This is a genomic window from Acinetobacter sp. V2 (assembly GCF_001188385.1).
Lineage (GTDB): Bacteria > Pseudomonadota > Gammaproteobacteria > Pseudomonadales > Moraxellaceae > Acinetobacter > Acinetobacter oleivorans.
Genome location: NZ_JZFB01000007.1, coordinates 3,385 through 3,600, shown reverse-complemented (window position 1 = coordinate 3,600; position 216 = coordinate 3,385). Strand labels below are relative to the sequence as shown.

Genomic DNA, 216 nt, shown 5'->3' with positions numbered 1-216 from the left:
ACGCTCAAGTTGCTGTTGTAATTCTTTCGGTAAATTATTTTGGTTATAGTAGTGTTTGCTTAAGATTAAAAATTCTTTATCGGCACTGTCGTGCTGGTCGAGTTCTGGATGGTCATTGAGTTCAAACCAGTAACCGACCTGTGCATCACGAACATTACCAGAAACGGTAAACTGTTTAGAACTCAAGTGATGATAAGCATTAATGTGTTGGTTCAG

1 protein-coding gene is annotated in these 216 nt (G+C 38.4%); it reads right to left on the bottom strand.

Features of this window, described 5'->3' with window-relative positions; translation table 11 throughout:
• The coding region (locus UC75_RS22125; protein ID WP_228137449.1) for a contractile injection system protein, VgrG/Pvc8 family at positions 1-216 on the bottom strand (216 nt) is incomplete at both ends.